The organism is Pasteurella sp. P03HT (genome assembly GCF_054052285.1).
Genome location: NZ_JBSIUM010000001.1, coordinates 172410 through 186080, shown reverse-complemented (window position 1 = coordinate 186080; position 13671 = coordinate 172410). Strand labels below are relative to the sequence as shown.

Below are 13671 nucleotides of genomic sequence, written 5' to 3'. Positions count from 1 at the left end.
GCGTTAAAAGGAGAAGTTATGTATTTTGATCAAATTAAAGCAGAACTGAATGAAGCGGCAGACGTGTTAAATACATTCATAAAGGATGAAAATAACATCAAGCTAATTCAGCAAGCCGCGCTATTAATTTCGGATAGCTTTAAGCAAGGTGGAAAAGTGTTATCTTGTGGTAATGGGGGGTCACACTGTGATGCCATGCACTTTGCTGAAGAATTGACAGGGCGTTATCGTGAAAATCGCCCTGGCTATCCTGCGATTGCCATTTCAGATGTCAGTCATTTAAGTTGTGTGAGTAATGATTTTGGCTATGAATATGTGTTCTCACGTTATGTTGAGGCTGTGGGACAAAAAGGCGATGTTTTGTTTGGTTTGTCAACGTCAGGTAACTCTAAAAATATCCTTAATGCGATTCAAGCTGCTAAAGAGAAAGGCATGAAGGTTATTGCGATGACGGGTAAAGATGGTGGAAAAATGGCAGGGTTAGCCGATGTGGAAATTCGTGTGCCACATTTTGGTTATGCTGATCGTATCCAAGAGATTCACATTAAAGTGATTCATATTTTAATGATGCTAATTGAATTTGAGATGGCAAAAGTACAATAATCGCGAATTTGAACATAAGTAAAGTGCGGTTGATTTCTTTGCTTTTTTAGATGAAACAATCCTCTTTCATGTTATGAGAGAGGATTTTTTATTTGTAACATTTTTTATACAAAATTTGTTTGCATAATTATGCAATAAATATTAATATTATTGCAGTTTTAAATTGTAGAGATTTTTTGAACAATGGCAATTAGTGTTAAAAATTTAAACTTTTTTTATGGTACTTCACAAGCGCTGTTTGATATTAGCTTACATGCAGAGGAAGGGGATACTGTTGTTTTGTTAGGACCAAGTGGGGCGGGCAAAAGCACTTTGATTCGCACGTTGAACTTATTGGAAGTTCCAACATCGGGTGAGTTAGTGATTGCAAATAATCGTTTTGATCTTTCTGCAACTACTGCAAATCCAAAACAAATTTGCCGATTACGTCAAGATGTGGGTATGGTTTTTCAACAGTATAATTTATGGCCTCATTTAACGGTGATGGAAAATTTAATTGAAGCCCCTAAAAAAGTATTGAAATTAGATGATGAAACCGCTCGCGCACACGCCTTGGAATTATTAAAACGCTTACGTTTAGAGCAATTTGCTACGCGTTTTCCATTACATCTGTCTGGAGGACAGCAACAACGTGTCGCGATTGCTAGAGCGCTGATGATGAAACCACAAGTTTTATTATTTGATGAACCCACTGCTGCGTTGGATCCTGAAATTACTGCACAGGTAGTTGATATTATTAAAGAATTACAACAAACGGGTATTACTCAAGTGATTGTCACTCATGAGGTCGCTGTTGCAAAAAAAGTGGCAACCAAAGTCGTGTATATGGAACAAGGACATATTATCGAAATGGGCGATGCGAGCTGTTTTGAATCGCCAAAAACAGAGCAATTTAAACAATATTTATCACACTAAAATAAGGACACAACATGAAAAAATTACTTTTAACCGCACTTTTAGCAAGTACTGCCTTTGCCGCCAATGCGAAAGATATTACATTCGCGATGGAGCCGAGTTATCCTCCTTTTGAATTAACAAATGAGAAAGGGGAAATCATCGGTTTTGATGTGGATATTGCGAAGGCAATTTGTCAAGAAATTCAAGCAACATGTCATTTCAAAGGACAAGCATTTGACAGTTTGATTACGGGGTTACGTTCTAAACATTTTGATGCAGCCATTTCCGCTATTGATATTACAGAAGCTCGTGCAAAACAAGTGAGTTTTAGCGACCCTTATTACGATAGTTCAGCTAGCTTTATTGCCGTAAAAGGCAAAGCAGACTTAGCAAATGCGAAAAAAGTTGGCGTGCAAAATGGTACTACTTTCCAACAATATGTTGTGGCGGAAGCAAAACAATATCAGCCTGTGCCTTATGCAAGCTTGCAAAGCGCAATTCTTGATTTGAAAAATGGTCGAATTGATGTGATTTTTGGTGATACCGCGGTACTCGTTGATATGTTACAGAAAGAAGAGAGTCTAGGTTTCGTTGGCGATAAAGTGACAAATAAAAAGTATTTTGGTAATGGACTTGGTATTGCGGTTAATAAAGCCAGCAAAGCATTATTAGATGATTTGAATAAAGGGTTAGCGGCAATCAAAACCAGTGGTGAATACCAAAAAATTTATGATAAATGGATGACAAAATAATCGATTATGTTTTTTGATTATCTTTCTTTGATGTACACCGCAACCCTAATGACCTTAGGGTTAGCGGTTTGTTCGTTGATTGTTGGTTTAATTTTATCAATTTTATTTGTTGTATTAGAAACAAGTAAATGGTCATGTGTACGTAAACCAACTTCTGTTCTTGTTACACTCTTACGTGGTTTACCCGAAATTCTTGTCGTTTTGCTCATTTATTTTGGCTCGACAGAAGTTGTAGAAATGATTACGGGTGAATTCATTCAATTTAGTGCATTTAGTTGTGGTGTTTTCGCACTTTCTATTATTTTTGCGGCTTATGCTTCTCAGTCGTTACGTGGTGCAATTCAAGCGATCCCACTTGGACAATGGGAATCTGGGGCGGCGTTAGGATTAAGTCGAAGTTATACTTTTATCCACATTATCATGCCGCAAGTTTGGCGTCATGCATTGCCAGGATTAAGTAATCAATGGTTAGTGTTATTGAAAGATACCGCTCTAGTGTCTTTAATTGGAGTAGAAGATTTAATGCGTCAAGCAGAATTAGTTAATACAGTGACACATCAGCCTTTTACTTGGTATGGCATAGCCGCACTATTATATCTTGCGATTACTTTAGTGAGCCAAGTTATTATTCGTAAATTGGAATGGCGTTTTACTCGCTTTGAAAGAGGAGTGAAATGATGTTTCAAGATTATTTTATGGTGATTGCACAAGGGATTCCAACGAGCTTATTACTCACTGTCGTCTCACTGAGTGTCGCCTTTATTTTAGCAATTGCTTTTACATTTGGTCTAGCCATGGGCAATAAGCTGGTCAAATGTGGTATTAATGTGTATTTGACGTTATTTACGGGGACGCCTTTATTAGTGCAGTTTTTCCTTATTTATGCTGGACCAGGACAATTCCAATGGATCGTAGAGAGTTCACTTTGGCCGCTCTTATCAGATGCGTGGTTTTGTGCGATGTTGACACTTGCATTAAACAGTGGTGCGTATTCTACACAATTGTTTTATGGCGCAGTGAAAGCGATTAGTAAAGGACAGTGGGAGAGTTGTGCGGCTCTAGGTTTTACTCGCTTAGAAACATTAAAGATTTTGATTCCTTATGCGTTAAAACGTGCATTGCCCTCTTATAGCAATGAAATTATTTTGGTCTTTAAAGGCACCGCATTAGCTTCGACCATTACCCTTATGGATATCATGGGCTATGCGAGACAGCTATATGGTACCGAGTACGATGCGCTGACGATTTACAGTATTGCGGGTGGGATTTATTTAGTGATCACAGGAATTGCTACTTTGCTATTACGCAGATTAGAAACAAAAGTCTTGTCATTTGAACGTCTAGAAGTTGATAAATCTTAGCAATATGAGCAAAGTGCGGTTAAAAAAAGCGAATTTTAATAAAATTCGCTTTTTTTGTTAATTGACAATCCAGCTAGCGATACCAATCACTAAGGCAAAAATAACAAACCAGACTAAATGTAATTTAGCGCTTTGTTTATTTATTGCTTGATTATGTAAACGCCGTTCTTCTAGTTTTTGTCGATAGATGGCTAAATCTTCTTCTTTAAAGGAGAAGCCACAATTTGGACATGTTATGGCGCTTTCACTGACTTTACGTCGACATTCTGGACAACGATGTAATGCCATTTTTCCTCTCTTATTTAACTTATGATTGCTTGACGGAGATAAATGTGTATAAAAGAGCAGTCATTTTTTCACAAATTTTAAACAAAATCGACCCTGTTATTTGAGTATATTGATGATGTCAGAAGAGAAAAGTGTGGTTAAAGCGTGATAGTTATCACAAAGTTGTAAATATCTTGTGATGTAGATTTATTCTATAGTTTACTTGGTTGTAACAACTGAAATAAAATACGCAGGGCTTTTTATAAGAAAAGTTGTTTAAATATTAATCTACTTAAGATAGGTAATTTATTATGTTATGGTTCTTCTTTTGCGTTGCAATATTAGTGATCGGCTATTTTGTATACGGTAAAATTATCGAAAAGATCTTCGTGATCAACCCGAAAAAAGCAACGCCAGCTTACACAATGAATGATGGTGTTGACTATATGCCTATGTCAACTAAAAAGATTTGGTTGATTCAGCTATTAAATATTGCAGGTACAGGTCCAATTTTTGGTCCTATCCTTGGGGCATTATATGGACCTGTTGCGATGTTATGGATCGTAGTAGGTTGTATTTTTGCTGGTGCAGTACACGATTATTTCTGTGGTATGTTAAGTGTACGTAACGGTGGTGCATCAATGCCAACGTTAGCGGGTCGTTATTTAGGTGCGCCTGTTAAAGCATTCATCAACATGCTAGCCGTTGTGCTATTGCTTTTAGTTGGTGTGGTATTCGTTGCGAGCCCTGCAAAACTATTAAGTACGATTACAATGGATAGCTTCGGTGTCGTTGAAAGCACTGGTGCTGCAGCAACTGTCTTTGGTTATGATGCTGCTACTGTATTAGTGATCTGGACTACTATTATTTTCGTTTACTATATCGTCGCAACGTTACTACCAATTGATAAAATCATTGGTCGTATCTATCCATTATTTGGTGCGTTATTACTCTTCATGACTTTCGGTATGATGTATGGCTTAGTTAGCAGCCACTTAAATACTGCTGAGCCAATTGAGTTTTTCCGTACTGTTGGTGGATTAGATTTTGAGAAATTCTTCCAAAACTTACAACCAAAAGGTGATTTACCAATTTGGCCATTACTATTCTTAACTATTTCTTGTGGTGCATTATCAGGTTTCCATGCGACACAATCTCCATTAATGGCGCGTTGTGCACAAAATGAAAAAGAAGGTCGTTTCATTTTCTACGGTGCAATGATTGCAGAAGGTGTGATTGCATTAGTTTGGTGTGCAGTTGGATTAAGTTTCTACCAAGATCCAAATGAATTACAAGCAGCTATCGCAGCAGGTTCTCCATCAAAAGTGGTTTATGATTCTTCAATCTACTTCTTAGGTGCAGTAGGTGGGGTATTTGCTATTCTTGGTGTAGTTGTTCTTCCAATTACATCTGGAGATACTGCCTTCCGTGCTGCGCGTTTAATCATCGCTGAGTTCTTTAAATTCGAACAAAAAACATTAGCTAAACGTCTTGTGATTGCTGTGCCATTATTCGTATTAGGCTTTATCGTTTCGAAAATTGACTTCAGCGTATTATGGCGTTATTTCAGCTGGGCGAACCAAACCACTGCAATGGTGATGTTATGGACTGCAGCAGCTTACTTATTCCGCTATGGTAAATTCCACTGGGTATGTACCTTACCAGCGATGTTTATCAGTGCAGTATGTTTCACCTACTTAGCGTACAACAAAATCGGTTTCAACTTAGATTACCAACTTTCTGTGTATATTGGTTTAGGTTTAACCGTATTCTGTAGCGTATTGTTCTTTACTTTATTGAAACCAATTGCAAAAGGTGATCCTGATTCGTTGGTGGATGATTTAGTTAAACAATAATTCATAGATTGCTATTTTCTATTACACCCTATCAAGTGCACTTGGTAGGGTGTTTTTTTGCTTTTTCTCATGTCCAACATGATGTGATTTTCCCCTTTTCTTTCATCGTCAAAAATATACAAAACTTTACTTCTGAAACCATGAAATTGCTTGCAAGTTAATCAAAGTAATACTACACTTAAGAAAAGTGGTAATAAGTGGAGTTTTGTGGTAAAAGTGGGCAAAAAATTCCTAAATTTCATCTTGTAACAATCACAAAGGGAAACAACCATGTTTCGTGGCGCATCAGCAGTTAATTTAGATTCGAAAGGTCGTATTGCGATCCCGACTCGTTATCGTGCTGAAATTCTTGAACAAAGCGCAGGTCAAATGGTGTGTACTGTCGATATTCGTCAGCCTTGTTTGTTACTTTATCCATTAAAAGAATGGGAATTAATTGAACAAAAACTTTTAGCCTTATCAAATTTCGAGCCAACGCAACGTAGCTTACAGCGTGTGATGCTAGGTTATGCCACTGAATGTGAGCTAGATAGTGCAGGACGTATTTTAATCAGTGGGCCATTGCGCCAACATGCTAAATTAGAAAAAAGCCTGATGTTAGTTGGGCAATTAAATAAGTTCGAAATTTGGAGCGATGCAGAATGGCAAGCCCAGATTGAACGTGATATGGCACTCGGTGCAAGTGGTCAATTTGCACTATCTGAAGAATTAAAAATGCTGTCATTATAAAGAAAGGTTTACTTTCTCACAACAGAACAGCAGCACTAGCAAAGGATAAGCGGTGCAGTCGCACCGCCTTATCTTACTCTTAATATTTTATTTCCTTTATTTTGTACCATTGGTAATTGCTATGAATATACAGAATACTTTTTCGTCGCCTGATCATATCACCGTTTTATTACATGAAGCGGTTGAAGGCTTGGCATTGAAAGAAAAAGGGATTTATATTGATGGTACTTTCGGGCGAGGTGGGCATTCTCGTTTGATCCTTTCTCAATTGACCGATAATGGTCGTCTTATCGCGATTGATCGCGATCCGCGTGCGATTGCTGAAGCAAATAAAATTCAAGATCCCCGTTTCCATATTGAACACAACAGTTTCTCTGCGATTCCTGAAATTTGTGAAAAGCTAGGTTTGACGGGTAAAATTGACGGTATTTTATTAGATCTAGGAGTCTCTTCTCCTCAGTTAGATGAAGCTGAGCGTGGTTTTAGTTTTATGAAAGATGGTCCGTTAGATATGCGTATGGATACGACTCAAGGTCTTTCTGCAAGCGAATGGCTACAACAGGTTTCCGAACAAGATTTAACGTGGGTGTTAAAAACATTCGGTGAAGAACGCTTTGCAAAACGTATTGCCACTGCTATTGTGAATTATAATCAAGCCGCACGCCAAAATGGTACTGAGCCACTGACTCGAACACACCAACTTGCAGAATTAGTCGCAAGTGCAATCCCTTTTAAAGATAAACATAAACACCCTGCTACTCGTACTTTCCAAGCAATTCGTATTTTCATTAACTCAGAATTAGAGGAATTGGAAAGTGTGTTGCAGTCCGCATTAACAGTTTTAGCTGAAAAAGGACGTTTATCTATTATTAGTTTTCACTCATTAGAAGATCGCATGGTGAAACATTTTATGCGTAAGCAAAGCAAAGGAGAAAGCCTTCCTAAAGGTTTGCCATTACGCGAGGACCAAATTCAAAAAACACAAACATTAAAAACGATTGGTAAAGCGATTATGCCAAGTGAACAAGAGCAAGCGTTGAATCCTCGCTCAAGAAGTGCGGTATTACGTGTTGCGGAGAAAATCTAATGTTAGATAGCAATGAGCGTTATCCATTACATCATATTATTGTAGAAGATCTTTTTCATGCGAATAAAACGATTATGGCGTTGTTATTATCTATTGTGATTACTGCATTAGCAACGATTTGGATGACACATCAAACCCGTATTCTTGTAGCAGAAAAAGGGCAATTAGTGATTGAACATCAAGCGCTTGAAAATGAATATTTGAATTTGAAACTAGAAGAAGCAACGCAAAGTGATAATACTCGTATCGAAGCAATTGCCCATCAATTTGGTATGAAACGCGTTCAGCCTGAACAAGAAGTCTTGATCCTAGAGTGACCTTTGGGGATGACAAAATGGTGAAATTTAATACGACAAAGAAAATTAAACGAGCAAAACCCATTACTGTTGCTAAAAATGACGCGATTAAACTGAATAAACCGAAAGTGGTGTATGAAAACAGTTTTTTAAAATGGCGTTATTTTGTTTCGCTCGCCGTCATTATGAGTTGTTTAGTCGTATTAATTGGTAAAGCGGCAAATGTGCAAATCATTAATTCTGACTCGCTAATGGATGAGGCGGATAAACGTTCTTTGCGTACACAAGAAATCCAATCAGTACGAGGTTCTATTTTAGATCGTCATGGTCAGTTACTTTCTGTCAGTGTACCGATGTATTCTATCGTGGCAGATCCTAAAGATATTTTTGAGAAAAATTCCCTTGTTGATAAAGCGCGTTGGAAAGCCTTAGCAGATGCAGTAGGCATGTCATATAACGAGATGATGAAGCGCATTGAAAAAAATCCGCAGTCTCGTTTTGTCTATATTTCACGCCAAGTTTCTCCTACTGTTGCAGACTATGTGAAAGCACTGAAATTACAAGGTATTGTGCTAAAAAATGAAGCACGCCGTTTTTATCCTCGTGTAGAAGAAGTTGCGCATTTGATTGGGTATACCAATATTGATGGTGAGGGAATTGAGGGAATTGAAAAGAGTTTTAATTCCCTACTCATTGGTAAATCAGGCTCACGGACTTATCGTAAAGACAAGTTTGGTAATATTGTTGAAAACATTGCAGATGTTAAAAAATATGACGCACAAGATGTGACGTTAAGTATTGATGAAAAACTGCAATCCATGGTATATCGCGAAATTAAAAAAGCCGTAGCCGAAAATAAAGCAGAATCAGGGACTGCCGTGCTTGTGGATGTTCGCACTGGTGAGGTGTTAGCAATGGCGAATGCCCCGTCTTATAATCCGAATAATCGTGTGGGAGTGAAGGCAGATTTAATGCGTAACCGTGCTATTACGGATACTTTTGAGCCTGGTTCAACAGTGAAACCCTTTGTTGTCCTTGCTGCATTACAACGTGGGGCGGTTAAACGCAATGAAGTGATTAATACAGGACCATTAGTGTTAAATGGACATGAAGTGCGCGATGTGGCACCACGTGATCAGCTCACGTTAGATGGTATTTTAGAGCATTCAAGTAACCGTGGGGTGAGCCGTTTGGCTTTACGTATGCCTCCGAGCGCATTGATGGAAACCTATATGAATGCTGGGCTGGGTAAACCAACGGATTTAGGTTTAATTGGCGAACAGTCTGGTCTCTTGAATGCGAATCGTAAACGTTGGTCTGATATTGAGCGAGCTAACGTTGCTTATGGCTATGGGATTAATGCAACACCACTACAAATTGCACGTGCCTACGTGACGTTAGGCAGTTTTGGGATTTATCGACCGCTATCAATCACAAAAGTGGATCCACCTGTGATCGGTGAACGAGTTTATCCTGAAAAAATTACGCGTGAAGTCGTGAATATGATGGAGAAAGTGGCGATTAAGAATAAAAAAGCGATGGTTGAGGGTTATCGTGTCGGTATTAAAACAGGGACAGCGAAAAAATTAGAAAATGGTCGTTATGTGGATAAATATATTGCTTATACTGCGGGTGTAGCACCCATTTCTGATCCGCGTTATGCCTTAATTGTCCTGATTAATGATCCTAAAGCTGGGCAATATTATGGTGGTGCGATTTCTGCGCCTGTGTTTTCGACTATTATGGGGTATGCCTTGAGAACAAACAATATTCCGCCTGACGCAGTATCGCAAGATAAAATAGCAAAACGGGTTGTCCGTTTGAATAATGATAATGGAACAAAAACAAACTAAGAAGAAATTATGCGAAAATTAACCGCACTTTTGGGGCAAGTTGAACTTGCCCCAAACATTGAACTGACCGAAATGATTTTAGACAGTCGAGCTGTACAGCAAGGCTGTCTTTTTGTTGCATTAAAAGGTCACCATGTTGATGGTCGTCAATACATTGCACAAGCCATTGAAAAAGGGGCAAGTGCGGTGTTAGCAGAGGCAGATTCTGACGCTCAACATTTACATGTGGCGTGGAAACATGACGTACCCGTGATTTCATTTTATCAACTTAGCCGACATTTATCGCAATTGGCGGATGTGTTCTATGGACAGCCTTCGCAAAAATTAACGTTGATTGGAGTGACAGGAACTAACGGTAAAACCACGGTTTCGCAGTTGTTAGCGCAGTGGAGTACGTTGTTAGGTCATAAGAGTGCGGTGATGGGAACGATCGGTAATGGATTAGTTGGTCAAGTTAAAGAGGCAACAAATACAACAGGCTCTGCTATTGAAATCCAAGCGGGATTAGCGGATTTTGTAGCCAAAGGAGCGGATTTTGCTGCCATTGAAGTGTCATCGCATGGCTTGGTGCAGCACCGTGTGGACGCGCTGCATTTTGCAGTAGCGATTTTTACTAATTTGAGTCGTGATCACCTCGATTACCATCATACGATGGAAAATTATGCTTTAGCGAAAAAACGTTTATTTGTAGATTTAACATCTCAGCATCAAGTTATTAATGCAGATGATGAGATTGGGCGTGCATGGTTAGCTGAATTACCTCATGCTGTTGCCGTCAGTTCATGTGCTGAGTTTTGTCCTGCCCAAGCGCAGCAGAAGTGGTTAAAAGCAACACAAATTACCTTTACAAATAAAGGCGCAACGATTGAATTTGAGTCAAGTTGGGGAAATGGACAATTACAAAGTCAGTTAATCGGGGCCTTTAATGTCAGCAATTTGCTTTTAGTCTTCGCGACACTTCTTTCTCTCGGATATGACATAGCACAGTTAATGAAAACGGCAGCACAGTTGACTGGAGTATGTGGGCGAATGGAAATGTTAATGGCAGAGAAACAGCCGACAGCGATTGTGGATTATGCGCATACCCCTGATGCATTAGAAAAAGCGTTACAGGCTGCTCGCTTACATTGCCAGGGTAAACTTTGGTGTGTGTTTGGATGTGGTGGCGATCGCGATCGCGGGAAACGCCCACTTATGGCAGCGATTGCTCAGCAATTTGCAGATCACGTCATCGTGACGGATGATAATCCACGCACCGAATCGGCTACACAAATTGTCGCAGATATTTTGACAGGATTTGAGAAACCAACAACGGTAAATGTGATTCATGATCGTGCAGCGGCAATCCATTTTGCGCTGCAGCAAGCTGCCATTGAAGATGTGATTTTGATTGCAGGTAAAGGACATGAAGATTACCAGATTATTGGCACACAAAAGCAACATTTTTCAGATCAAGAAACGGTTCAAACTTATTTTGAAATGAGTCATCAACATGCTTAAATTAACGACAAAACAATTAGCGACAATTTTATCTGCACAATTAGTGGGCTCAGAAACAGTCACTGTTGAGACTATCAATACGGATACTCGTCAATCAGTAGCGAAGAGTCTCTTTTTTGCTTTAAAAGGCGAGCATTTTGATGCGCATGATTATTTAGCACAGGCCGTGGAACAAGGCGCCGTTGCATTAGTTGTTCAACAAGTGAATCCCTTGATTGTAGTACCACAATTAGTGGTGAAAGATACTCGTCTTGCACTCGGTCTTCTCGCAAAATGGGTCAAAAACCATGTGGCGCCTTTAACTGTGGCAATGACAGGATCATCGGGTAAAACAACCGTGAAGGAAATGACGGCAAGTATCTTACAAAGTGCGGTAGGAAGAGAGCATGTTTTATTTACTCAGGGCAATTTTAATAATGACATTGGGGTACCTTTGACGTTATTACGTTTAACTGAACAACATCAATTTGCCGTGATTGAGCTGGGCGCTAATCATCAGGGGGAAATCGCTTATACTACCAGTTTGGTTCAGCCGAATGTGGCGCTTGTGAATAACGTGGCTGCGGCGCATTTAGAGGGGTTTGGTAGTATAGAGGGGGTGGCAAAAGCAAAAGGGGAAATTTTCCGCGGACTGCGTTCAGATGGTATTGCTATCATTAATAAAGAGCATAATTATTACCCAAAATTCTGGGCGACAGAAATTGGTACGCGTCAAGTTCAGTATTTTGGTTATCAAACACCTGATGCAGATTTTTATGCAGATAACGTGCAGTTTACCGAGACGGGTTCAACCTTTGATTTACATACTCCAGCGGGTCAAGTTCGCATTAATTTATCTTATTTAGGCGAGCACAATATTAAAAATGCGTTGGCGGCAACGGCATTAGCTATGAATGTTGGAGCAAGTTTATCTCAAGTTAAACTCGGGCTGGAAGTGCGTTCACAAGTGAAAGGACGGTTATTTCCTATTCAACCTTGTGACAATCTCTTATTGTTAGATGATACCTATAATGCGAATGTCGACTCTTTGCAATCTGCAATTAACGTGCTAAAAAAATATTCAGCTTTTCGCATTTTAGTAGTTGGCGACATGGCAGAATTAGGCGAAAATACACAGTTTTGTCATCAACAGGTAGCAGACTGGGCTGAATCGGCTCGATTGGATGCTGTGTTTTCTTTTGGCGTGGAAAGTGCGGTCATTTCTAGTGCCTGTTTAGGACAACATTTCACAGATAAAACAAGACTTTGTGCTGAGTTGACAACATTGATTCAAGAAAAATTAGAACAGAATCAGCCTGTTGTCTTGTTAGCAAAAGGGTCTCGTCGTATGAAGATGGAAGACGTCATTAATACATTGAAGGAAAATTTTGTATGTTAGTTTGGCTGGGTGAGTTTTTACAACAATATTACAGCGGGTTTAACGTTGTTTCTTATATTACAGTACGTGCAATTTTGGCATTATTAACGGCATTGTTATTGTCATTGTGGATTGGACCGAAAGTCATTCGTCGCCTGCAAGTACTTAAGTTTGGTCAAGAAGTCCGTAATGATGGACCTGAGAGCCATTTTAGTAAACGTGGTACACCAACGATGGGGGGGATTATGATCCTCTTTGCGATTGGAGTAAGCACACTTTTATGGGCAAATTTAGCAAACCCTTACATTTGGTTTAGTTTATTCGTGCTGTTTGGTTATGGCGCCGTTGGGTTTGTTGATGATTATCGTAAAATTACACGTAAAAATACCGATGGCTTAGTGGCACGTTGGAAATACTTTTGGCTGTCTGTCATTGCGTTAGTCGCTGTGTTCGGAATGTATGCTTTAGGTAAAGACACCGATGCAACACGTTTAGTGGTACCTTTTTTCAAAGAGGTGATGCCACAGTTAGGGATATTTTATATTGTATTAGCATATTTTGTGATCGTTGGTACCAGTAATGCCGTCAATTTAACCGATGGGTTAGATGGGCTAGCCATCATGCCAACGGTGCTCGTTGCGGGGGCATTCGCGTTAATTGCTTGGGCAACAGGTAATATTAACTTCGCGGAATATCTGCATATTCCTTATATTAAATTTAGTGCAGAGTTAGTTGTGTTCTGTACCGCGATTGTCGGAGCAGGTTTAGGGTTTCTTTGGTTTAACACTTATCCTGCTCAAGTGTTTATGGGCGATGTGGGATCATTAGCGCTGGGTGGCGCATTAGGGGTGGTTGCAGTATTAGTACGCCAAGAGTTTTTATTAGTGATTATGGGCGGAGTATTTGTCGTAGAAACGCTCTCCGTTATTTTGCAAGTCGGTTCTTATAAACTACGTAAACAACGTATTTTCCGCATGGCACCAATTCACCATCACTTCGAATTAAAAGGCTGGCCAGAGCCACGGGTAATTGTGCGTTTTTGGATCATTTCTTTAATGTTGGTATTGATTGGATTAGTAACGCTAAAACTGCGTTAACGAGAGAAAGGATAAA

Annotated in this window: 14 protein-coding genes; 13 read left to right on the top strand and 1 reads right to left on the bottom strand. The window is 39.4% G+C overall.

The window, feature by feature from the left end; all coding sequences use genetic code 11:
- The first annotated feature begins 18 nt into the window (after nucleotides 1-18).
- The 5 genes from lpcA to artM all read left to right on the top strand — a co-directional run bounded on the left by lpcA (nucleotide 19) and on the right by artM (nucleotide 3613).
- A complete protein-coding gene (gene lpcA, locus ACWIT3_RS00860; RefSeq protein ID WP_457160964.1) occupies nucleotides 19-603 on the top strand; it encodes a D-sedoheptulose 7-phosphate isomerase in 585 nt (194 codons plus the stop codon).
- 183 nt (nucleotides 604-786) lie between these two features.
- Nucleotides 787-1518, top strand: a complete 732-nt coding sequence (gene artP / locus ACWIT3_RS00855) for an arginine ABC transporter ATP-binding protein ArtP (RefSeq protein ID WP_457160963.1) — start codon at nucleotides 787-789, stop codon at nucleotides 1516-1518.
- Nucleotides 1519-1532: 14 nt separating this feature from the next.
- Nucleotides 1533-2252 (top strand): lysine/arginine/ornithine ABC transporter substrate-binding protein, encoded by a 720-nt coding sequence (locus tag ACWIT3_RS00850; protein ID WP_457160962.1) that lies wholly within the window; start codon nucleotides 1533-1535, stop codon nucleotides 2250-2252.
- 6 nt (nucleotides 2253-2258) lie between these two features.
- Nucleotides 2259-2930, top strand: coding sequence for an arginine ABC transporter permease ArtQ (gene artQ / locus ACWIT3_RS00845; RefSeq protein ID WP_457160961.1), 672 nt, complete (start codon nucleotides 2259-2261; stop codon nucleotides 2928-2930).
- Complete coding sequence (gene artM / locus ACWIT3_RS00840; RefSeq protein ID WP_457161188.1) at nucleotides 2930-3613, top strand: arginine ABC transporter permease ArtM; 684 nt, start codon at nucleotides 2930-2932, stop codon at nucleotides 3611-3613. Before artQ ends, artM begins: the two co-directional genes overlap by 1 nt.
- Before the next feature lie 57 nt (nucleotides 3614-3670).
- On the opposite strand, the gene ACWIT3_RS00835 is transcribed toward artM, so the two are convergent.
- Nucleotides 3671-3901, bottom strand: coding sequence for a zinc ribbon domain-containing protein (locus tag ACWIT3_RS00835; protein WP_457160960.1), 231 nt, complete (start codon nucleotides 3899-3901; stop codon nucleotides 3671-3673).
- A 290-nt stretch (nucleotides 3902-4191) separates the two neighbouring features.
- Between ACWIT3_RS00835 and ACWIT3_RS00830 the strand changes: the two genes are divergently transcribed.
- From ACWIT3_RS00830 to mraY, 8 genes are all read left to right on the top strand, one after another.
- On the top strand, nucleotides 4192-5736 hold the full coding sequence (locus ACWIT3_RS00830; protein WP_457160959.1) for a carbon starvation CstA family protein: 1545 nt from the start codon (nucleotides 4192-4194) through the stop codon (nucleotides 5734-5736).
- A gap of 270 nt (nucleotides 5737-6006) precedes the next feature.
- Nucleotides 6007-6465 carry a division/cell wall cluster transcriptional repressor MraZ gene (gene mraZ, locus ACWIT3_RS00825; protein WP_457160958.1) on the top strand — a complete coding sequence of 153 codons (459 nt, stop codon included), beginning with the start codon at nucleotides 6007-6009 and terminating at the stop codon, nucleotides 6463-6465.
- Nucleotides 6466-6586: 121 nt separating this feature from the next.
- Nucleotides 6587-7552: a 16S rRNA (cytosine(1402)-N(4))-methyltransferase RsmH gene (gene rsmH / locus ACWIT3_RS00820; RefSeq protein ID WP_457160957.1), complete on the top strand. Its 966-nt coding sequence runs from the start codon at nucleotides 6587-6589 to the stop codon at nucleotides 7550-7552.
- Entirely contained in the window at nucleotides 7552-7869 is a 318-nt protein-coding gene (gene ftsL, locus ACWIT3_RS00815) for a cell division protein FtsL (protein WP_046339440.1), read from the top strand. The genes rsmH and ftsL overlap by 1 nt, the downstream gene beginning before the upstream one ends.
- Before the next feature lie 17 nt (nucleotides 7870-7886).
- Complete coding sequence (ftsI, locus tag ACWIT3_RS00810) at nucleotides 7887-9701, top strand: peptidoglycan glycosyltransferase FtsI (protein ID WP_457160956.1); 1815 nt, start codon at nucleotides 7887-7889, stop codon at nucleotides 9699-9701.
- 9 nt (nucleotides 9702-9710) lie between these two features.
- Complete coding sequence (gene murE, locus ACWIT3_RS00805; protein ID WP_457160955.1) at nucleotides 9711-11201, top strand: UDP-N-acetylmuramoyl-L-alanyl-D-glutamate--2,6-diaminopimelate ligase; 1491 nt, start codon at nucleotides 9711-9713, stop codon at nucleotides 11199-11201.
- Entirely contained in the window at nucleotides 11194-12579 is a 1386-nt protein-coding gene (gene murF, locus ACWIT3_RS00800; RefSeq protein ID WP_457160954.1) for a UDP-N-acetylmuramoyl-tripeptide--D-alanyl-D-alanine ligase, read from the top strand. The genes murE and murF overlap by 8 nt, the downstream gene beginning before the upstream one ends.
- Nucleotides 12573-13655: a phospho-N-acetylmuramoyl-pentapeptide-transferase gene (gene mraY, locus ACWIT3_RS00795; RefSeq protein WP_457160953.1), complete on the top strand. Its 1083-nt coding sequence runs from the start codon at nucleotides 12573-12575 to the stop codon at nucleotides 13653-13655. The genes murF and mraY overlap by 7 nt, the downstream gene beginning before the upstream one ends.
- Nucleotides 13656-13671 lie beyond the last annotated feature (16 nt).